The organism is Microbacterium sp. CSI-V (assembly GCF_001984105.1).
Taxonomy (GTDB): Bacteria; Actinomycetota; Actinomycetes; order Actinomycetales; family Microbacteriaceae; genus Microbacterium.
This window is the reverse complement of sequence record NZ_MTQM01000009.1, coordinates 912,571-932,164: the sequence shown is the minus strand read 5'-3', so window position 1 is coordinate 932,164 and position 19,594 is coordinate 912,571. Positions and strand designations below refer to the sequence as shown.

The following is a 19,594-nucleotide window of genomic DNA, read 5'->3' as shown; positions in this document are numbered from 1 at the left end:
CCGCCCGTTTCGCGCCCAGCCGATACGCTCCACCGTCACCCGAACAGGAGTCCCATGTCCGACACCGCCCCCGAGGCCCAGCAGCAGCTGGAGTCCTTCGGCTACAAGCAGGAGCTCAAGCGCTCCATGTCCACCTTCGACCTCGTCGTCTACGGCCTGGTCTTCATGGTGCCGATCGCCCCGTGGGCGATCTTCGGCGTCGTCTACAACGCCGCCAGCGGCATGGTCCCGCTGGTGTACATCACCGGTGTCGTGGCGATGATCTTTACCGCCCTCGCCTACGCCCAGATGTCGAAGGCGTTCCCGATCGCCGGCTCTGTGTTCTCCTACGTCGGCCGGGGTCTCCACCCCACCGTCGGCTTCTTCGCCGGGTGGGCGATCCTGCTGGACTACCTGCTCGTCCCGACCCTGCTGTACGTGTTCGCGGCGTCGTCGATGGCCGGGATCTTCCCCGACGTCCCGCAGTGGATCTGGGCGGTCTCGTTCGTGATCATCAACACCGTCATCAACGTGCTCGGCATCGGTTCGATCAAGCTCGCGAACCGCGTGATGCTCGGCATCCAGCTCGCCTTCGTCGTGATCTTCGTCGTCATCGCGATGGTCGCGCTCTCCTCCGGGACGATCCCGGGCGCCGAGTTCACGATCGCCCCGGTGTGGGATGCCGAGAAGGTCAACCCCGCGCTGATCGCCACCGCGCTCTCGATCGCGGTGCTGAGCTTCCTCGGCTTCGACGGCATCTCGACGATGGCCGAGGAGTCCACGGGCGACCGCAAGTCCGGCGGTCGCGCGATGATCATCGCCCTGCTCGTGGTCGCGGTGCTCTTCATCGCGCAGACGTGGTTCGCCAGCGCCCTGGCCGCCGGCACGATCGCGTTCTCGGACGACGACGTGAACAACGCCTTCTTCCTCCTCGTCGCCCAGGCCGCGGGTTCGGGATGGGCGACCGCGTTCCTTGCCGTCAACGTCGTCGCGGTCGGCATCGCCAACGCCGTCGCAGCCCAGGCCGCGACCTCGCGTCTGCTGTACTCGATGAGCCGCGACCGGCGCCTCCCGGCGTTCCTGTCGAGAGTGAACTCGCGTCAGGTGCCGCTGGCGGCGATCCTGTCGGTCAGCGCGATCTCGCTCGTCCTCGTGCTGTTCTTCGTGGGCCAGATCGCGGTGATCTCGTCGCTGGTGAACTTCGGCGCGCTCCTCGGCTTCATGCTCCTTCACGTCTCGGTCGCGGCGTACTACCTCGGCAAGAAGAAGTCGAAGAACTACGTGCTCCACCTCGCCGTGCCGCTGATCGGGTTCCTGATCATCGGATACGTGCTGCTCAACGCCGACATCACCGCGAAGGTCGGCGGCATCCTGTGGCTCGTCGTCGGCGGTGTCGTGTACCTCGTCTTCGCCCGCAAGTACGGCATGACGCCCGCTCCGTCGCCCGAGCACGCCGCCTCGACCGCCGGTGAGGGCGGCGCGGAGGTGGCTTCGCGATGACGATCGAGCACCGCCTCGGCAAGGAGCACGGCCGCCCCGGACACCGCGCCGATGTGCCGCCGGTCCTCCGGATCGCGCCCGGCACGGGGGAGCGCATCGCGTTCCAGACCGACGACGCCGTGTACCGCGAGCTCCACGAGCACGGCGACCTGGGCCGGCTCTCGGCACCACTGAACCCGGTGACCGGACCCGTGTACGTCGAGGGAGCCCGGCCCGGCGACGCCCTGGCGGTGACGATCCACGAAATCCGGCTGACCGACACCGGGTGGGCGATGAGCCTGCCCGGTGTCGGGGCCCTGCGCGACCGCATGCCCGATCGGGTCGTCACCCGTCGCATCCCGATCGACGCCGACGGCGTACACCTCACGGATGCCGTGACGGTCGCGCCCCGGCCGATGGTCGGCTGCATCGGCACCGCGCCGGCGTCGGGGGTGGCCAGCACCGTCATGCCCGCGCATTCGATCGGCGGCAACATGGACGTCACCGACATCGCCCCCGGCGCCACGGTGTACCTCCCCGTCGAGGTCGAGGGTGCGCTGCTCGCGATCGGCGACGTGCACGCGATCATGGCGCGCGGGGAGTCCTCGTTCGTCGCGATCGAGGCCGAGGGCACGGTGGTCGTCTCGATCGACGTGGTTCCGGGTCTGTCGCTGCGGGCACCCCGCATCGCGACCGCCGACGAGTGGATCTTCGTCGGCCTCGGCTCGACCGTGCAGGAGAGCGTGCGCCGCGGCTACGAGGACGCGTTCGACGCCTTCGTCGAGCGGGGGTGGGATGCCATGGACGCCTACACCGTGATGAGCGCGCTCGCCGACTCCGAGCTCGGCGGCCCCACCGGCGCCGTCGACCCCGACCCGCTGCACCCGTTCGACGCGATCGGGGCGGTCACCCTGCACCGGGTCCCGCGCGCGCTGCTCGACGGGGAGTCATCGCCCGCGGCGGGGGACGGTGTCGCCGCCGTGTAAGATCGTCTGTTGGAAGTGTGTCCGAGCGGCCTAAGGAGCATGGCTGGAATCCATGTAGGCGGGGTAACTCGCCTCGCAGGTTCAAATCCTGTCACTTCCGCCAGAGATGGGCCTCACCCCGACGGGTGAGGCCCATCGTCGTTCCCTGTCGAACCGCTGGGCGCTATAATTCTGTACATGACGACCCTCTCGCTGGCCGACGCACGGGCCAATCTCTCGAAGCTGGTCGAGTCGGCGGTATCAACCCACGAGCGTTTCGAAGTGACGAGGAACGGTGATCGTGCGGCGGTTCTGCTGAGCGCAGACGACTACGACTCGCTGCTCGAAACGGTCGACGTCTTGAGCCGTCCGGACGAGGTCGATGCGATCCGGCGAGGGCTTGCCGACCTCGAGGCGGGCGAGATGTTCTCCGCCGACGAGGTGCGCGCGGCGATGGCCGCGCGTGGTCGCACCACGGCATGACCGACGGCTACGAGGTCGTCTTCACTCGGTCGGCACGTCGCGCGCTCGCGCACGATCTTCCCGAGAAGATCGCGGCCGCCGCGTTCGAGTTCATCCTCGGCGCGCTCCGAGAGAACCCTCGCCGAGTGGGCAAGCCGCTTCGCGAGCCCCTCGCCCCGCTGTACTCGGCGCGCCGCGGAGAGTACCGCGTGCTGTACCGGATCGTCGACGAACGGTTGGTCATCGAGGTCGTCTCGGTCGTACATCGCCGCGACGCCTACCACCGCTGAAGAGGAACGGGGGTCGACCTCACGTGAGTATCCTTGTCGCACGTCGACGGCAGCGGCTCGGGCGAGCCCTCGGGGTTCTGCCAGGCGTAGTTCTGCATCTCCTGGCTTCGGTGGCGGCGTGGACGTTCGTTCAGCTGAACGGGCTGATGGTCGCAGGATGTGGATCGGAGCGTTCCTGCGATTTCGTTCTCACGGATGTGGCCGTCAACGGGGTGCAGCCCGTGCTCCTCGTGGCGTGGCTCATCACCACCGCCCTGGCGATCGCGCGACCACTCGCGTGGGGTCGCAGCCCATGGCCCGTGCTCGGGGTCGGAATCGTTGTTTCCGCGATCCTCACCGTCGCCGCCTATGTGACGCTCAGGGTGGGCGCCGGCGTTCTCTGAGCGCGACTCCGCGTCAGCGGACCGGGTCGGGCGCCTCGACCGGTGCGGGCTCACCGCGCAGCAGCAGCGAGCGGGGGAGCACGAGCGCCCACACGCGGCCGGTCGCGCTCGCACCGGCACGGAGCCGTGCGCGGATCCGCGCCACCGTGTCGGCCAGCGCCGGCCCCCGCGCGGGATCCACGCCGTCCTCGGCGTACACCGCGCGCTCCAGCGCGTCGCGCACGAGCCCGATGTCGTCGGCATCCACGCCGTGCTCCTCGACGAGCCGCGCGGCGAACGCCCGCGGCGACTCGGCATCGGGGGCACGGATGCCGAGGTCCACCGCATCCGCGCGGATCTCGGCCCACGCGGCCACGGGGTCACCCCCGCGGATGAGCGTCGCACGCGAGCGTCGCCGCCAGGCCCGGATCGCCCCCGGGGTCGCGAGCAGGAGGAGCAGCACCACTCCGCCCACGGCGAGCACCGGGCCCGTCGGGTTCTGGACGGCCGAGGTGCTCGAACCCGCAGCCGACGATCCGGTGCCGTCCTGGTCGCCGAGCTGCGGGGCGTCGGAGCGGGTCGCACCCGGGGTGGCGGCATCCTGCTGCTCGGGGGTGGTCGCCGACCCCGACTGGCCACCGGTGCTCCCGGAGGCGAAGTTCGTCGGGACTCCGAGGCTGTTGGTGGGTTCGAACGGCACCCACCCGATACCGCGGAAGTACACCTCGGGCCAGGCGTGCAGCTGGCTGGAGGTGACCGTGTACTCGACGCTGCCCGTCTGCTCGACCGACCCCGACCGGGTGCCGGGGAGGTATCCGACGACGATGCGCGAGGGCATGCCGAGGGTGCGCGCCATGACGGCGAACGCGGAGGCGAAGTGCACGCAATAACCGGTGCGCGCCTGCAGGAACTGTGCAACGGCATCCAGGCCCGCTCCGTCGAATCCGGCCTCGACGGGGGCGTCCAGCGAGTACCGGAACTGGCTGCTGCGGAACCACGACTGCAGGGCGATGAGCGCGTCGTAGGGCGACTGCGCCCCGGCCGTGACCGAGCGCGCCGTGTCGCCGATGATCGCCGGGACATCGGCGGGGAGGGCGCGCACGGTGTCGCCGAGCTCGTCCCCGCCGACCGCGCGCGACCGGATCTGCTCGAGCGTGGGCCGCGGAACGAGCGCCTGAACCTGGTAGTCCTGGTTCCGCGACGAACCCGAACGCGACACGATCGTGCGGTTGGCCGGCATCCCCAGCCACTCGCCCTCGAGGCCGGTCACGCTTGAGGCCGGGTAGGGCACAGGGAGCCACGGGCTGTCGAGTTCGCCGACCTGGACGGTCGTCGTCCAGTCGGCGACCTCGATGTCGCCGTCGACCTGCACGGGATCGAACACCGGGGCGTCTCCGTCGGGCACGGTGACGGTCTCGCCCGAGTCGGGCTGCCACACCGCCCCGTCGAACTGCGACAGCGTCACCGCGCGGAGGTACGGCGCGGAGGTTCCCGTCGTGGTGAGCGTCAGCACGTCGATGTCGCGCGGTTGACGCAGGTCGTTGCCGAGCTCGAGGTTGGGATTGATCGTGGTGCCGAAACCCGCGCCCGTGCCCGAAGCGAAGCGCAGCGCGGGCTGGGGGAGGAACGGCACGGCCACGAGTGTCACGAGCACCGACACCGCGGCGATGCCGATCGCGGTCGCCGACGCCCCCCACACGCGGGAACCGAGCCGGCGCGCGGGGGCCGCGGCGCGCGTGCGCGAGCGCACGTCCATGCGCAGCAGGAACAGCACGGTGGCGGCCAGGGCGAGCACGGCGGGCACGTTGACGTCGGCGGGGATGGCGATCGTCGGGATGAGAGAGACCGCCACGAGTCCGACCCCGGCCAGAAGGGGCATCCGCGCCGTCAGGACCACGTGATCGAGGACGACGGCGAGACCGGTCACCGCCGCGACGAGGACGAACGCGAGGCCCGCGGCCGGCACCACCGGGGCGATGCCCAGGCGGATCTCCTCCGACGCCCCGGCGAACAGCGTCGAGACCGAGGCGAGGGTCGCCGGCGTCGGGATCACCCCGAGCAGCGCCGTGGAGCGGCCGAAGATCGCGGTGAGGAACACGACGCCGACGACGAGTTCGACGACGGTGGCCACGAGCGCGGGCGCCCGTGAGAACCGCACGGCGAGTCCGCACAGGAGCATCACGGCGGCCCCGGCGAGGGCGCCGATCGTCCAGGCGCCCGGCGCGATGACGGAGAAGACGGGCAGCAGGGCGGCGGCGATACCGGCGAACACGCCGAGCGACAGGAGGGCGAGGTCGCGGCGCCGCCGCACCGTCCGGCCGCTGACCTCAGGCGCCGACACGGGCGTCCTCCGGTCGCGTGGCATCGTCCCATGCCCGGGCGACATCGCCGCCGGGCGCGAGCGCCGTGGCGTGCCAGCCGGTCGCGGAGCGGACGTTGCGGGCGGCGTCGTCGTCCGCCACGGTGAGCAGCACCGCGAGCGGGGAGCGCGGGGCCGCGGCTCGCAGGGCCAGGAGATCGTCCGGGTCCAACCGCCCGGTGACGACGACGACCGGGCCGACCAGTGCGGACGCCGAGGCGGGCACGATGCGACGTGACGGGCCGTCCGGGCGGGCGCGCAGGGTCGCGAACGAGGCCGCGAGGCCGCGGGCCTCGGCATCCTCTCCGCCGTCGACGGGGTCGGCCAGGAGTTCGCCGTCGCTGTCGATCACGTCGACCGTGTAGCCCTCGTGCACGAGTCGCGCCACCGCCGAGACGCACACCGAGACCGCGGTCTCGAACGCGCGGTCCCGGCCCGGCCCCTCGGCGGCCGCGGGCGACCAGCGCGACAGCGCGCGATCGAGGACGACCGTCGCGGCGGGGCTCGATTCCTGTTCCTCCTGGCGCACCATGAGGGTGTCGCGGTGGGCCGTCGCCCGCCAGTGGATGCGCCGCATCGAATCGCCCGGGGCGTAGGGGCGCGCCACGAGGTTGTCCGCCCCCTGACCGAGCTGCAGGGCCGAACTCTGCCGCGTCCCGCCGGCCTCCCCGGTCGAGGAGGGCAGCGGCGCGAGCTCGACGATCGTGGGGGCGACGGTCACGGCGCTCGCCGCGCCGACGGCGAAGCGCCGGCGGATCAGCCCGAACGGATCCGTCGTCGACACCCGCAGCGGACCGACCGGATGGATGCCGCGCACCGCACCGCGCACTTCGTAGCGGAGCCGCACGGAAGCTCCCGTGCGCCGCAGGGTCGACGCGCTGGCGGGGAACGCGCCGTCCGCTCGGCCGTCCAGGCCCGCGGGCAGAGCGTCCGACCATCGCCCCGGGAGCGTCGGAAGCGCGGTGCTCACCCGGACCGACAACTGCACCTCGGCGAGCCCGCCCACCTCGACCACCTCGGGCGCGGCGGACCGGACGACCTCGCCGGTCGCGCGGACCACCAGAGCGCTGGCCGCCGCGCACAGCACGAGCGTGAGCATGAGCACGCCGAAGTACAGCAGTTCGGGGATCGCCGCACGCTGCGCGACGAACAGCGCGATCACGGCGAGGGCGAGGGCACCGGTTCCCCGCAGGGTCAGCGGCCAGCGCTCCCTCACGGCGTGCTCACGCCCGCTGAGCCAGCGGCACGCGCACGCTCGCGGCGATCCGCTCGAGCGCGTCGGCCACGACCACCGCGCCCGCACGCCCGCCGGCGGCCGAGCGGTTGGCGATGACGCGGTGCGCGAAGACCGGGCCGAGGAGTGCGGTGAGATCGTCCGGGATGACGTACGCGCGGCCGTCGAGCGCCGCCCGCACCTTCGCCGCGCGGACCAGCTGCAGGGTCGCCCGCGGGCTGGCCCCCAGGCGGATGTCGGGGTGGCTGCGGGTGGCCTGGGCCAGGGCCACGGCGTACTCCTCGAGCGCGGGGGCCACGTGCACGCCGCGCGCCCAGGCGATCATCGCGGTGACCTGCCGAGCCGAGACGACGGGGGTCAGCGCGTCGAGCGGGTTGACGGTGTCGCGCTGGCGCAGCATGAGCGTCTCGGCTGCGGCATCCGGGTACCCCATCGAGATCCGCAGCAGGAAGCGGTCGCGCTGCGCCTCGGGGAGGGCGTACGTGCCCTCCATCTCGAGCGGGTTCTGGGTGGCCACGACGAGGAAGGGGGAGGGCAGAACGTGCGTGCGCCCGTCGACCGTGACCTGCCGTTCCTCCATCGCCTCCAGGAGCGAGGACTGCGTCTTGGGTGACGAGCGGTTGATCTCGTCGGCGATGACGATGTGCGCGAACACCGCGCCCGGAGTGAAGTCGAAACGCCGCTCGACGGGGTTGAAGACCGAGACGCCGGTGATGTCGCCGGGCAGGAGGTCGGGCGTGAACTGGATGCGGCGCACGTCGGCGTCGATGGTGGCGGCCAGGGCCCGCGCGAGCATGGTCTTGCCGACACCGGGGACGTCCTCGATGAGGAGGTGTCCCTCGGCGAGGAGGGCGATCAGGGCGGCGCGGACCGCGTCGGGCTTCCCGTCGATGACCCGTGACATCGACGCGACGATGCGCTCGGTGAGGCGGGCGAACGACGTGGCGTCCAACGCCTCGTCGGGTTCCGGCCGCAGCGGTTGGAGGTCGGGGCGGCGCAGCCGCGGGGCCGCCTCGGGCGTGACCGTCTCGTCCATGGCATCCCTCGTGTCGCATCGCGGCGGAGGAGCGTCGTGGCCGCCGTGACCTGATCGTAACCTGCGCGAACGAGCCCCGGGCCGGAATACGGCAGGTGCTCAGGTGCGTGGGCGGATCGTCGTGGCCCTAGGATCGGGCTTCGTCGCCCGCACCGTACGGGCGCGTGCGCCCGTATCTCCCGGGCGGTGCCGCCCGAACCGAGGAGCCCGCGATGTCCCCTGCCGCCCCCGTACTCGCCGTCGACATCGGCGGGACGAAGGTGGATGCCGCCGTCGTCACCGCCGACGGGGAGGTGCTGCGCGCGAGCGTCGCTCGCCGCCCCACCGGTCGTGACACCCCCCGCGAGGGCATCGCGGCGAACATCCGCGCCGCCGCGGTCGAGGCCCTGGCGGCGGTGCCGGGCGTCCGCATCGCGGCCATCGGCGTGGGAAGCGCCGGGCCCGTCGACCTCCCGGCGCGCTCCGTGTCGCCCCTGAACCTCCCGCAGGCCGCGGGTCTCGCGATCGACGAGGTGCTCGGCGGACTCGTGGAGGGACCGATCTCGCTCGCCTTGGACGGCACGTGCATCGCGCTCGCCGAGCACTGGCGCGGTGCGCTGGTGGGCACCGAGAACGCGATGGCGATCGTCGTGTCGACCGGTGTCGGCGGCGGGTTGATCCTCGGCGGCCGGCCCATCTCGGGAGCCTCTGGCAACGCCGGACACCTGGGTCAGACTTTCGTGCGGACCATCGACGGTGACGGCGTCGGCGACGCGGTCGCCGCGACGCTGGAGGCCGTCGCCGCCGGTCCTGGATCGGTCGCGTGGGCGCGGGCGCAGGGGTGGGTCGGCGAGACGGGACTCGACCTGGCTGCCTCGTACCGTGCCGGCGACGAGGTCGCCGTCGCGGCCGTCCGGCGCTCCGCGACCGCGGTGGGGCAGGCGATCGCCGCCGCCGCGACGCTGTGCGACCTCGAGGCCGTCGCGATCGCCGGCGGCTTCTCGCACGTCGCCGACGATTACATCGCCCGGGTGGCCGAGGCCGCCGCCGCGGCATCCGTCCACGCGTACGCCCGTCGCTGCCGCGTCGTGCCCTCGGGCCTCGACGGAGACGGGCCGCTGCTGGGGGCGGCCGCCCTCGCGCTGCGGGCCTGACGCGGCGCGGCGGACCCCGTCGGCGTAACCTGAGCACAGGACCGCGTCGCGGCCGACGGATTCGAGAGCGGGGATGCCATGCGGACGGGCTCCAATCTGCCCGCGGTGGGCGAGTACAACCAGACGCTCGTGCTCGATCTCATCCGTCGCTCGCCCGAGGGGCTGAGCCGCGTCGAGCTATCGGCGCGGACGGGTCTCTCCGCGCAGACCCTCAGCAACGTCACCCGGCGTCTGGCGGAGGAGGGGCTGATCGCCGAAGCCGGCAAGGTCATTTCCGGGCCGGGCAAGCCCCGGACTCTGCTGAAGCTCGAGCCGCGCTCGCGCTTCGCCGTCGGGGTGCACCTGGACCCCGTCGTCGACACGGTCGTCGTGGTCGACATGGCCGGGTCGGTCGTGGCGCACGAGGAGATCGCGCCGTACGGCTCCGCTCCGGCGTCCGAGCTGATCCGGGCCGTGGCGAGGGCCGTCGACGACATCGTCGGTGATGCCGGCATCGATCGCGATCTCGTCCTGGGGGTCGGCGTCGCCGCGCCGGGGCCCTTCGACCCGCGCGGGGGGCGGTTGCTCGATCCTCCGCTGCTGCCGGCGTGGCACAACGTCAATGTGCGCGACGACCTGGGGGCGATCACCGGTCTGCCGGTGATCGTCGAGAAGGACGTCACCGCCGCGATGGTCGGCGAGATGTGGTTCGACGGATCCTCGGTGCTCAACGATGCGATGTTCCTGTATTACGGGGCCGGCGTCGGACTCGGTATCGCCGTGGCCGGCGCCCCGGTGCGCGGGCGGACGAGCAACGCCGGCGGCATCGCCCACATCGTCGTCGACCCGCTGGGACCGATGTGCGGGTGCGGGTCGCGCGGCTGTCTCGGTGTCGCGATCGAGCCGCGCACGCTGACGGCCGAGGCGGGGTACAACGAGCCGGCGGGGGATTCGCGCGCGGAGGTCGATCGATTGGTCCGGGATGCCGCGGCCGGGCGGCCGGAGACACTCGCGGTGCTGCGCCGGGCGGGGGAGCGCATCGCACGGGCTCTGGTGGTGGCGAACAACCTTCTCGACGTCGATGAGGTCGTGCTGGGCGGACCCGTATGGGAGCGTCTCGCGGGTGTCCTGGCCGACACGGTCGCCGTTCGTGTGGCGGGGGACCCGGCGTCGACGGCGACCCGCGCGATCGCCGTGCGCCGCTCGATCGTGGGGGCCGACGTCGCGGCCGTGGGCGCCGCGTGTCTGATGCTCGACGGGGCGTTCGCCGCGCGTCCGGCGCGCATGATGATCGCGCTCTGACCTGCTCTCGGGGGCCGTTTCCGATTCGTTACCGGGCTCGCTGGGGAAAGACTTGCCGAATTAGTCCATTTGATTTATAAAAGGTTCTGGCGACGCGTGTCTCCACCCGAGCAAGGGAGCTTCCATGAAGAAACTGACGATGGCGACCGGTCTTCTGACCGCCACCGCCCTGACCGTGGCGCTGGCCGGCTGCTCCGGCGGCAGCGGCGATTCCGGCGACGCGAACACCATCCGCGTCGCGTACCAGACCACCGCGACGTTCAACCAGATGCAGACGCTGATGGAGAACGCCAAGAAGGAGTACGAGGCGGCGCACAAGGGCGTGACCGTCGAGCTCGTTCCGATCCAGGCCGAAGGCGCCGACTACTACACGAAGCTCGCGCTGATGAACAAGTCGGCCAGCACCGCCCCCGACGTGCAGTACGAAGACACGTTCAAGATCCAGTCCGACGCCGCCGCCGGCTACCTGCTGCCGCTCGACGACTACCTCGCGAAGTGGGACGACTGGTCCCAGTTCGCCGAGGGCGCCAAGCAGGCCGGTCTCGGCCCCGACGGCAAGACGTACGGCGTCTCCCTCGGCACCGACACCCGTGGCCTCTGGTACAACAAGGAGATCTTCGCCAAGGCGGGCATCTCGGTGCCGTGGCAGCCCAAGACGTGGGCCGACGTGCTCTCGGCCGCCGAGAAGGTCAAGGCCGCCGACCCCGACGTCATCCCCATCAACGTCTACTCGGGCAAGACCGCCGGTGAGGCGGCATCCATGCAGGGGCTCGAGATGCTCCTGTACGGCACCGAAGACACCCTGTACGACACCTCGAGCAAGAAGTGGGTCGTCGGCAGCCAGGGCTTCAAGGACTCGCTGCAGTTCGTCAGCGACGTCTACCAGGGCGGCCTCGGCCCGTCCCTGCAGCAGGCGCTCGACCCCAACATCTTCACCAGCGTGACCGCCGACTGGCTGCCCTCCAGCAAGCTGGCCATCGCCCTCGATGGCTCGTGGCAGTCGGCGGCGTGGGTCGACGGCGGCACCGCCGCATGGCCCGCGTGGAGCGACACCCTCGGCATCGCCGCGATGCCGACGCAGGACGGTCAGGCGCCCGGCACGACCAGCATGTCGGGCGGATGGACGCTCGCGATCGGCAAGAACACCAAGAACGCGGATGCCGCGTGGGACTTCCTCTCCACCGCGGTGAACAAGGACAACGCCACGGCGTACAACATCGACAACAGCCAGATCGCCGTCCGCGCCGACGTGGCCGAGTCGAGCGAGTACCTCGACGCCAACCCGAGCTTCAAGACGTTCTCGAGCTTCGTGGACACCACCCACTTCCGTCCCGCGACCGAGGACTACGACAAGATCTCCAACCAGATCCAGGTCGCGATGGAAGCGGTCATGACCGGCCAGTCCAGCGTCGATGATGCTGCTGCAGCCTACGACCAGGCCGTCATCGGCATCGTGGGCGAAGAGAACACCCAGAAGGGCTGACCGTGACCGCCCTGGCTTCCACCGGGGCGACCGGAACCGGCCGGGGGTCGCGCGTGAAGACGCGCGGCTTCCGGTCGTCGGCCCGGGCGCTCCCGCTCCTTCCCGCAGCCCTGCTGCTGGCGATCTTCCTGCTCGGCCCGATTCTGGTGTCGTTGTGGGGCTCGCTCACCAACGCCACCCTCTCGGGTTCGACCGCGGTCGACTCCCAGTTCATCGGCTTCGACAACTACGTCCAGCTTTTCAAGTCCCCCGACTTCCCCGTCGCGGTGATCAACACGATCGTCTTCGTGTTCTTCTCCGCCGTCGTGGGGCAGAACGTCCTCGGTCTCGCCCTCGCGCTCATGATGCGCTCGGCCAACCGCATCGTGACCGCCGTCGTCGGCACGATCGTGGTCACCGCCTGGGTGCTCCCCGAGATCGTCGCGGCATTCGCGTCGTACGCGTTCTTCCGCGACAACGGCTCGCTCAACGGCATCCTCGCCATCTTCGGCGCGGAGCCGGTCAGCTGGTTGTTCACGATGCCGGTGCTCATGGTCATCTTTGCCAACATCTGGCGCGGGACGGCCTTCTCGATGATGGTGTACTCCGCCGCGCTGTCCGACGTGCCGCCGGAGATCACCGAGGCGGCCGAGATGGACGGGGCCAGCGGCATCAAGCGCCTGTGGCTCGTCACGATCCCGATGATCCGCTCGACCATCGGCACGAACTCAATGATCGTGACGCTCCAAACCCTGTCGGTCTTCACGCTCATCTTCGTCATGACCGGCGGCGGCCCCGGCAACAAGAGCACGACGCTGCCGATCCTCGCCTACCAGCAGGGTTTGAAGTTCGGGGAGCTGGGCTACGGCACCGCGATCGCCACGATCATGCTCCTCATCGGTGCGGTGTTCTCGTTCTTCTACGTCCGCGCGCTGCGCGAGGAGGTCTCGTCATGAGCGCCACCACGACCCTCCCCGAGGTCACCGGCCGCACCCGCTCGGCGGCGCGCGCCGCGAAGCGCCCGAAGGCCTCGCTGTCGTCCCCTCGTACGCGGGCGCTGCGCGTCCTGAGCAACACCCTGCTCATCGTCGTCGGCATCCTGTTCGTCGTCCCGCTCATCTGGCTGGTCACCGCCTCGCTCGACGCGCAGCCCACGCTCGCGATCAAGATGCCCGAGGTCGTCACCCTCGACAACTTCGCCGCGGTCATGAAGCCCGACCTGCTGTTCCTGCCGTTGTGGAACAGCGTGCTGCTGGCCGGCGGTACCGCGGTGGCCACGGTCGTGCTCGCCTCGCTCGCTGCCTATCCGCTCTCGCGGTACAAGATGCGCGTGGGCAAGCCCTTCCTCTACGCGGTGCTGTTCGGGACGTGCCTTCCGATCACCGCGATCATGGTGCCGGTCTACAGCCTCTTCGTGCAGCTGAACCTCATCGATTCGATCGGCGGGACGATCCTCTTCCTCACCGCGAGCGCGCTGCCGATCGCGATCTGGATGATGAAGAACTTCATGGATGGGGTGCCCGTCGAGCTCGAGCACGCGGCGTGGATGGACGGCGCGGGATCGATGCGCACCCTGGTGCAGATCGTCCTCCCGCTCATGCGTCCCGGGATCGCCGTGGTGTTCATCTTCACGTTCATTCAGGCGTGGGGGAACTTCTTCGTCCCCTTCGTGCTGCTGCTGAGCCCCGACTACCAGCCGGCGGCGGTCAGCATCTTCAACTTCTTCGGGTCGTTCGGGGCCGTGGCCTACGGCCAGCTCGCGGCCTACTCGATCGTCTATTCCCTTCCCGTCCTCGGCCTGTACGTCCTCGTGCAGCGCGGACTCGGCGGCACGTCGGCCCTCGCCGGCGCCGTCAAGGGCTGACCCGTCCCCCCAGACAAGGAACAATTCATGCACGACCGCACCGCGCTCATCGAGATGCGCATCGACCGCTTCGTCCGCGAGCGTCTCGTCCCCGCCGTCTACCGCGCCCGCCACCCCCTCGCCATTGCGGCGTGGGAGGCCCCGGGCGAGCCGGTGACCTTCGCCGAGGCGCGGGATGCCGAGTACCGTCCGTTCGCGATCGGGACGCCGTGGGGGCGCGCGTGGGGGACCACCTGGTTCGCCGTGTCGGGGGAGATCCCCTCCGGCTGGCGCGACGCGGCGGGCGCCCTGCCCGACGGGACCGTCGCGGAGTTCGTCGTCGACCTCGGCTTCACGGCCGGCCAGAGCGGGTTCCAGTGCGAAGCGCTGATCTGGAACCGTCAGGGCGCGCCGATCAAGGGCGTCTCCCCGTTCAACAACGCCACCCCCGCGGCCATCGACGCCGACGGCCGTGTCGACGTGCTCGTCGAGGCGGCCTCGAACCCCGACGTCGGCAGCCTCTTCACCTTCGAGCCGACCCCGGTCGGCGATCCCGCGACCGCGGGCGATACTCCTCTCTATACGCTCCGCGAGATGTCGATCGGCCTCCGCGACGTCGCGGTGTGGGAGCTGCTGCAGGACTTCCGCCTGCTGCACGGCCTGATCGCCGAGCTCGACGCGACCTCCGCACGCCGTGCGACCCTGCTGGAGGGAATGGATGCCGCGATCGACGCGGTCGATCCCGACGACGTCGCGGGCACGGCCCAGGCCGGTCGCGACGTGCTCGCCCCGCTGCTCGCCGCGCCGGCGGCATCCAGCGCCCACGTGCTGCACGCCGTCGGTCACGCGCACATCGACTCCGCGTGGCTGTGGCCGGTGCGCGAGACGGCGCGGAAGGTCTCGCGCACGTTCAGCAACGTGCTCTCGCTCATGGACGAGGACCCCGGGTTCGTCTTCGCCAGCTCGTCGGCGCAGCAGTTCGCCTGGATGAAGGAGCACTACCCGGCGCTGTGGGAGCGTCTGAAGGAACGCGTCGCCGAGGGGCGCTTCGTGCCCGTGGGCGGCATGTGGGTCGAGTCCGACACGAACATGGTCGGCGGCGAGGCCATGGCCCGCCAGTTCCTGGAGGGCAAGACGTTCTTCCAGGAGGAGTTCGGCATCGACACCGAAGAGGTGTGGCTGCCCGACTCGTTCGGCTACAGCGGCGCGCTGCCGCAGATCATGAAGGCCGCGGGAGCCCGCTGGTTCCTCACGCAGAAGATCTCGTGGAACGAGACCAACCGCATCCCGCACCACACCTTCCAGTGGGAGGGCATCGACGGCTCACGCATCTTCACGCACTTCCCGCCGGTGGACAAGTACAACTCCGAGGTGACCGCGGCCGATCTCGCCCACGCCGAGCGCAACTTCGCCGACAAGGGCCGTGCGCGCACGTCGCTGCTGCCCTACGGGTTCGGCGACGGCGGCGGCGGGCCCACGCGGGAGATGACCGCGACGATCGCGCGCGCACACTCGCTCGAGGGGGCTCCCAAGGTCGCGCACTCGACTCCGCGGGCGTTCTTCGAGGCCGCCGAGGCCGAGTACGCCGACCCGGCCGTGTGGGCGGGGGAGTTGTACCTGGAGTTCCACCGCGGCACCTACACCAGCCAGCTGCGCACCAAGCAGGGCAACCGCCGCAGCGAGCACCTGCTGCGTGAAGCGGAGCTGTGGGCCGCGACCGCCGCGGTGCGCGCGGGAGTGGAGTACCCCGGCGCGGCCTTCCGTCGACTGTGGCAGCTCGTGCTGCTGCAGCAGTTCCACGACATCCTGCCCGGGACATCGATCGCGTGGGTGCACCGGGATGCCGAGCGCAACTACGCAGCCATCGCCGCCGAGCTCGAGCAGATCATCGCCGACAGCCTGCGCACGCTCGCCGGGGAGGGTGACCGTGTGCTCGCGGTCAACGCCGCGCCGCACGGTCGCGCGGGCGTCCCTGCCCTCGCCATCGCGGCGGCGCCGGCCGCGCGCGACGTCGCTCCGCGCTCCGAGGGCGAGGGCTACGTGCTGGACAACGGTGTGGTACACGCCGTGATCGACGCCCGCGGGCTGATCATCTCGCTCGTCGAGGTGGCCTCCGGTCGCGAGGTCGTCCCCGACGGGCAGGCGGCGGGACTGTTCCAGCTCTTCCGGGACACGCCCACCCAGTGGGACGCGTGGGACATCGACGAGACCTACCGCCGTCACGTCACTCCGCTGGACTCGGCCGATGCGGTGCGCATCGACGGCGACGCGATCGAGGTCGAGCGCGCCTTCGGCGACTCGCGGCTGGTCACCCGCATCGCGCTCGCCGCGGGCGCGCGCACCCTGCGGCTGTCGATCGACGTCGACTGGCACGAGCAGCAGAAGCTGCTCAAGCTGGCTGTCCCCGTCGACGTGCACACCGACCGTGCGGCATCCGAGATCCAGTTCGGGCACATCACCCGTCCCACTCACACGAACACCTCGTGGGATGCCGCCCGCTTCGAGACCGCGGCCCACCGCTGGGTGCGCGTCGCCGAGCCCGGCTTCGGCGTGGCCGTGACCAACGACTCGACTTACGGGCACGACATCACCCGGCACGCGCGGCCGGGCGGCGGAACGTTCTCGCTCGTGCGACTGTCGATCATCCGTGGCGCGCTGTTCCCCGATCCGCAGCAGGACCAGGGAACGCACCGCCTCGAGGTGGGGATCGTGGTGGGCGCCGACGTGGCCGATGCGGTGACCGAGGGCTACCGGACCAACCTCCCCCTCCGCGTGATCGAGGGGGCGGGAGACGTCGCACCGCTGGTCGCGGTCGATCGCTCCGGCGTCGTCGTGGAGTCCGTCAAGCTCGCCCACGACGGTTCGGGTGACGTGATCGTCCGTCTCTACGAGGCGCTGGGGGAGCGGCAGGCCGCGACACTTCAAGCGGGCTTCGAAGTCACGGCCGTGGCCGAGACCGACCTGCTGGAGCGCGAGGTCGACGCCGCCGCGGTGTCGAGCGTCTCGGGCCGCGCGGTCGAGCTCGCCCTGCGTCCGTTCCAGCTGGTGACGCTGCGTCTGAAGCGCTGAGCGCCTCGGGTCACGTTGCGCGTGACGCGCTGAGCCCGTCGGCTCGGGAGCAGTTCCGGGTAAGGGAGGACGAATACTGCGGATTCGTCCTCCCTCCGCGGTTTCTCCTCCGCTCCCCGGCGGGACCCGCGGCCCCAGTCACACCATCGCCATAGCCATGAGCGCGACGGATGCCGCCATCGCGCCGATCTGCGCCCGGTCGAGGCGCGCCGGCATCCGTCTGATCGCGGTGAACGACAGCACGCCGTAGCCGACCGCCGCCGCGGCGAGCACGGGCGCGAGGGAGAGTCCGTGCGCGTGGTCCGAGGCCGTCGCGTGTGCGCCCATCGCGATCTGCAGCCCGGCCATGACGACCATGCCGAGCGTCGTGTGCAGCGTCATCAGCGCGGGCACCCGCGGGACGCGCCGCTGGCGCGGTCGGCGCCAGATCGCCAGGCCCACGGCCGCCGCGAGCAGCAGCGCCGTCCAGTACACCGGCGCGACCACGCCGAACACGGCGGCATCCAGCATCGCCAGCAGCATGACCGCCGCCGCGACGACCTCGGGCGGTCGCACCCGCGCGCGATCGGCGGCCAGACAGCACGTCCCGATCGCGGCGGGGGCGACCGCCCACAGGTGGAGGGTCTCGCTCATCGCCTCAGCAGCGGCATCCGGATGCCGACGCCTCGCCGTGCGCGTCGGGGTGCGACGCGGGCGCGCAGTGCGTGTTCACGGGCGCCGGCACGTTCAGCACGGGGTTGCGCTCGAAGAAGTTGTACGGCTTGAGCGTGAACTTGGCGTAGTCCATCGGCATGACCGGCCAGTCCTCGTTGCGCGGGAAGTGGGTGAGCCCGAACGTGTGCCAGAGCACGACGTCCTCGCCGACGAGAGGCTCGTCGCCCGCGATGAAGTCCGGGATGCCGGCACCCCCGGGGTGCTGGTTCACGAAGTCGCCCGCGGCGTAGCGCTCTGCCGGGTCGTACTTGGTGACGAAGAGGTTCTTCGTCGCGAACGCGGCGCGGGCGGCGATCGACGAGGTGTCGTCGGCGAGCAGCACGGGCGTCTCGGTGGGGAAGAGGACGTAGGAGGTCGCCTGACCGCGCTCGGTGGTCTTCTCGGTGGATGCGATCTGCCAGACGCGGTTGACCGCGCCGTCGGCGACGCGACCCGACACCTTCTCCGACGCGATCGGCGTCACCTTCTTGGTGAAGGCGTTGCCGGCGGGGTTCTCGGCCGAGATCGGCAGGCGCACCGCGTCGATCTCGTTCACGACGTTGGCGACGCCGTCGACGGTCATGTCCAGCCGCGCGGAGAAGAGGTGCTGGTGGTACGGCGCACCCAGACCCGGGGCGACCTCGGACGCGAAGGGGTAGTCCTCGCCCGGGTAGGCGGAGGTGAACAGGATGCCGGTGAGCTTGGCCTCGCACTCGATCGTGCCGTCGAGGTAGAGGTACCAGTAGAACCCGTAGTCGTAGTTGCCGACCGTGGTGAAGAACGAGATGACGAGCCGGCGGGCACGGCGGACCTCGCTGGACCCGGTGAAGATGTCGGTGTGCTTCCACAGGGAGCCGAAGTCCTCCTCGTGCATGCACACCGCGTTGCGGATGGTGCGCGGCATCCCGTTCTCGTCCGACAGCACCGCGTCGACGTAGGTGATGTCGCCGACGCAGTCGCAGCCGAGCTCGAGCTCGTTCGTGTACCGGCCGAAGAGGTACTCGCCGGTGTCGAAGTAGTTCTGCCAGAAGCGGTTCGGCGCGGGGTCGGCGTAGGGCACCACCATCTCGCTGATGGACCCGCGGTACATCACCGGGCGACCGGCGAACGACAGCTGGCGGAGGATGAGCCCCTCGCGGGTGTCGAAGCCGATGCGCAGGTCCCACTCGCCACACGTCACGTGCTCGTCGTCGACGGTGAAGCTCGATCCCTCGGGCTGCGTGATGACGATGGGCTTCAGCCCCTCCAGCGGCGGGCCCTGCAGCTCGGGGTCGTCGAAGTTGCCGTGCGTCTCGGGCACCGTGAACCCGGGGGTGTCGATGATCTCGATCACCGATCGGGCGGCGACGTCGATGTAGGCGGTGAGCCCGTCCACCGGGTGCGCCCACGGGTGGTCGGCCGGGTGGTCCTGGCGGAAGGCGAACGTGCGCAGGATGCGGCGGCCCACCTCGTTCTCGAAGCCGTAGTGCCCTGCGGACAGCGGGACCAGCACGACGTCGTCGGTGGTGAGTCCGCGCGCGGCGAGGGCGGCGACCCAGGCCGCGTCCTCGTTCGCGATGACGCCGACCTCCTCGAACTCGGCATCCAGGATCGGGAGCTGCCCGTCCGAACCGTCGAGTTCGGTCGTCCGCAGCACCGCGCCGGTGGCGAGCGAGACGACCAGGTCGAGCGAGTGGGCGGTGCGCAGGTTCAGAAGCTGCACGCGGGCGCGGCGGTCGGGGGCGGGGGCGTCGCCGCGCTCCCACGCCAGCACCTCGCCCTTGGCGGCCTCCTCGAGACCGACGTAGGCGAAGCGCGTGGCCTCGTCGACCCCGTCGAGGCCGGCGACGATCGTGCGGACGGCGGTGATCTCGGCGGGCGTGAGCGACGCGAGCGGGTGGGCGGGGGCCGCGGGGGCGGTGAAGGCTGCGACGGCGGGATCGGTGAGGGTCATGGTGTCTTCCTGGT

The 19,594-nt window shown here is 70.9% G+C and carries 16 protein-coding genes, 1 tRNA gene and 1 pseudogene; 13 read left to right on the top strand and 5 right to left on the bottom strand.

The genetic code is table 11. The annotated features are described in order from the left end of the window. Nucleotides 1-54: 54 nt before the first annotated feature. The 6 genes from CSIV_RS15285 (at nucleotide 55) to CSIV_RS18485 (ending at nucleotide 3,558) form a co-directional block, all read left to right on the top strand. Entirely contained in the window at nucleotides 55-1,479 is a 1,425-nt protein-coding gene (locus CSIV_RS15285; RefSeq protein ID WP_077052196.1) for an APC family permease, read from the top strand. Beyond that, nucleotides 1,476-2,444, top strand: coding sequence for an acetamidase/formamidase family protein (locus CSIV_RS15280; RefSeq protein ID WP_077052195.1), 969 nt, complete (start codon nucleotides 1,476-1,478; stop codon nucleotides 2,442-2,444). The genes CSIV_RS15285 and CSIV_RS15280 overlap by 4 nt, the downstream gene beginning before the upstream one ends. Before the next feature lie 11 nt (nucleotides 2,445-2,455). Then, nucleotides 2,456-2,547 (top strand) — tRNA-Ser (locus tag CSIV_RS15275). 74 nt (nucleotides 2,548-2,621) lie between these two features. After that, complete coding sequence (locus CSIV_RS15270; protein ID WP_083735169.1) at nucleotides 2,622-2,906, top strand: type II toxin-antitoxin system Phd/YefM family antitoxin; 285 nt, start codon at nucleotides 2,622-2,624, stop codon at nucleotides 2,904-2,906. Continuing rightward, a complete protein-coding gene (locus CSIV_RS15265; RefSeq protein ID WP_077052193.1) occupies nucleotides 2,903-3,175 on the top strand; it encodes a type II toxin-antitoxin system RelE family toxin in 273 nt (90 codons plus the stop codon). Before CSIV_RS15270 ends, CSIV_RS15265 begins: the two co-directional genes overlap by 4 nt. 221 nt (nucleotides 3,176-3,396) lie before the next feature. Next, on the top strand, nucleotides 3,397-3,558 hold the full coding sequence (locus CSIV_RS18485; protein ID WP_175627634.1) for a hypothetical protein: 162 nt from the start codon (nucleotides 3,397-3,399) through the stop codon (nucleotides 3,556-3,558). 13 nt (nucleotides 3,559-3,571) lie between these two features. Here the strand turns inward: CSIV_RS18485 and CSIV_RS15255 are convergent, their stop codons facing one another. Genes CSIV_RS15255 through CSIV_RS15245 form a run of 3 tightly spaced genes read right to left on the bottom strand, consistent with a single transcriptional unit; the run spans nucleotide 3,572 to nucleotide 8,166 of the window. Then, on the bottom strand, nucleotides 3,572-5,878 hold the full coding sequence (locus CSIV_RS15255) for a transglutaminase TgpA family protein (RefSeq protein WP_160897430.1): 2,307 nt from the start codon (nucleotides 5,876-5,878) through the stop codon (nucleotides 3,572-3,574). Beyond that, entirely contained in the window at nucleotides 5,865-7,112 is a 1,248-nt protein-coding gene (locus CSIV_RS15250) for a DUF58 domain-containing protein (protein WP_077052191.1), read from the bottom strand. Before CSIV_RS15250 ends, CSIV_RS15255 begins: the two co-directional genes overlap by 14 nt. 7 nt (nucleotides 7,113-7,119) lie before the next feature. Further along, nucleotides 7,120-8,166, bottom strand: coding sequence for an AAA family ATPase (locus CSIV_RS15245; protein ID WP_077052190.1), 1,047 nt, complete (start codon nucleotides 8,164-8,166; stop codon nucleotides 7,120-7,122). A 212-nt stretch (nucleotides 8,167-8,378) separates the two neighbouring features. Between CSIV_RS15245 and CSIV_RS15240 the strand changes: the two genes are divergently transcribed. The 7 genes and pseudogenes from CSIV_RS15240 to CSIV_RS15215 all read left to right on the top strand — a co-directional run bounded on the left by CSIV_RS15240 (nucleotide 8,379) and on the right by CSIV_RS15215 (nucleotide 16,954). Continuing rightward, a complete protein-coding gene (locus tag CSIV_RS15240) occupies nucleotides 8,379-9,299 on the top strand; it encodes an ROK family protein (protein ID WP_077052189.1) in 921 nt (306 codons plus the stop codon). Nucleotides 9,300-9,371: 72 nt separating this feature from the next. After that, nucleotides 9,372-9,542, top strand: a pseudogene (locus tag CSIV_RS18745) (MarR family transcriptional regulator); the annotation flags it as partial. Nucleotides 9,543-9,635: 93 nt separating this feature from the next. Further along, nucleotides 9,636-10,580 carry an ROK family protein gene (locus CSIV_RS15235; protein WP_337192224.1) on the top strand — a complete coding sequence of 315 codons (945 nt, stop codon included), beginning with the start codon at nucleotides 9,636-9,638 and terminating at the stop codon, nucleotides 10,578-10,580. Nucleotides 10,581-10,704: 124 nt separating this feature from the next. After that, nucleotides 10,705-12,063, top strand: coding sequence for an extracellular solute-binding protein (locus CSIV_RS15230; RefSeq protein ID WP_077052187.1), 1,359 nt, complete (start codon nucleotides 10,705-10,707; stop codon nucleotides 12,061-12,063). A 2-nt stretch (nucleotides 12,064-12,065) separates the two neighbouring features. After that, nucleotides 12,066-12,998 carry a carbohydrate ABC transporter permease gene (locus CSIV_RS15225; RefSeq protein ID WP_077052186.1) on the top strand — a complete coding sequence of 311 codons (933 nt, stop codon included), beginning with the start codon at nucleotides 12,066-12,068 and terminating at the stop codon, nucleotides 12,996-12,998. Then, nucleotides 12,995-13,906 carry a carbohydrate ABC transporter permease gene (locus tag CSIV_RS15220; RefSeq protein WP_077052185.1) on the top strand — a complete coding sequence of 304 codons (912 nt, stop codon included), beginning with the start codon at nucleotides 12,995-12,997 and terminating at the stop codon, nucleotides 13,904-13,906. The genes CSIV_RS15225 and CSIV_RS15220 overlap by 4 nt, the downstream gene beginning before the upstream one ends. Nucleotides 13,907-13,933: 27 nt before the next feature. Further along, the gene (locus CSIV_RS15215; protein WP_077052184.1) at nucleotides 13,934-16,954 is read left to right on the top strand and encodes an alpha-mannosidase; all 3,021 of its coding nucleotides are present in this window, start codon (nucleotides 13,934-13,936) and stop codon (nucleotides 16,952-16,954) included. A 138-nt stretch (nucleotides 16,955-17,092) separates the two neighbouring features. On the opposite strand, the gene CSIV_RS15210 is transcribed toward CSIV_RS15215, so the two are convergent. Together CSIV_RS15210 and CSIV_RS15205 are read right to left on the bottom strand one after the other, a co-directional pair. Next, nucleotides 17,093-17,587 carry a hypothetical protein gene (locus tag CSIV_RS15210; RefSeq protein ID WP_077052183.1) on the bottom strand — a complete coding sequence of 165 codons (495 nt, stop codon included), beginning with the start codon at nucleotides 17,585-17,587 and terminating at the stop codon, nucleotides 17,093-17,095. Between the two features lie 4 nt (nucleotides 17,588-17,591). After that, a complete protein-coding gene (locus CSIV_RS15205) occupies nucleotides 17,592-19,580 on the bottom strand; it encodes a primary-amine oxidase (RefSeq protein ID WP_077052182.1) in 1,989 nt (662 codons plus the stop codon). Between the last annotated feature and the right edge of the window lie 14 nt (nucleotides 19,581-19,594).